Here is a 1,049-nt window from a genome sequence, read left to right on the forward strand (position 1 = left end):
GGGCCCTTCCGGTTTTAGAGTGCGTTGATTTTGTCCTGTAGTTGTCCGGAGTGGATCAGGCACCGCACGATGTAGTGGTTGAGGTTTTTAAATCCTAAGGCGATGCCGCGTAGGTGTTCGAGCCTGCCGTTGATTGCCTCGACAGGGCCGTTGGAGGCACCGATATCAAAATAGGCAAGCACGTCTTTGCATCGCCGCCACAGGGTGCGTCCCAGTTGGGCGAGCTCTTCTCAGCCTTTCGACAATCCCTTACGCAGGGCGTGGATGATGCGTTCCATGAGCTTTTTGCCTTCTGATCTCTTCGGATGCGCATACGCTGCGATTATGTCTTGGTAAAACAGCCACGTCACCTCTAGAGTCACGTAGTCGTCATCGGTGGCCCATAACACTTCTAAGCGTTGCTTTTGCCGCTCGGTAAGATAGTTCGTCCTGGTCACAGGGTTTGATGGCTGACCCGGTTTCCGGGTGTGTTACCATGCATGTTCATCAACTCCGAGGACGCGAACCCCGTCTAGGTGACAAGGGGCCGGTCGTAGACAAGCTGGCGGCAGGCATCCAGCGCGACTTGGTTGACCAAATCCCAGCCCACACCGAGTGCTTCGGCGGTAGCTGACACACTCATCCGATCAATAGCAAGGCGCTGCACGATCCAGCGGGTGACCCGGTAAGTGAGCTTGGCGCCGTTATCCGCGCAGGTTAAAGATTCTTGGAAGATCTTACTCTTACATGACACGGCCGTGCACACGAATCTAGGGACTGCTACATGCAGCCTGGTGGGAAATCCGACGACAGGAAGATCAACGAGTCGACGGGTGATGTGGTCACGGAGCTTGCCTGACTGTCCGCAGTCCGGGCACACGCCGACAACGGCTACTGGTGTGGCCTCAATAATGGTAAGGGGGCCGGCATCAGCAGCACCGGTGATGGCAAGTCCAATTTCCGCGGTACGACAGATGGTGTCAGCGACGAGGTTTCCAGTAGGCTTCACAGTACGGGTCCCTGGTAGGTGTAGATGGTTGTGTTGGAACTTTCATCTTCATACCAGTAAC

Annotated in this window: 2 pseudogenes; both read right to left on the minus strand. The window is 55.6% G+C overall.

Annotated features, from left to right (window positions below):
• Positions 1-14 precede the first annotated feature (14 nt).
• Positions 15-227: pseudogene (locus tag D9V82_RS13230) on the minus strand (transposase); the annotation flags it as partial.
• Between the two features lie 246 nt (positions 228-473).
• Positions 474-988: pseudogene (locus tag D9V82_RS13235) on the minus strand (transposase family protein); the annotation flags it as partial.
• Between the last annotated feature and the right edge of the window lie 61 nt (positions 989-1,049).

Source organism: Corynebacterium macginleyi, assembly GCF_003688935.1.
Lineage (GTDB): Bacteria > Actinomycetota > Actinomycetes > Mycobacteriales > Mycobacteriaceae > Corynebacterium > Corynebacterium macginleyi.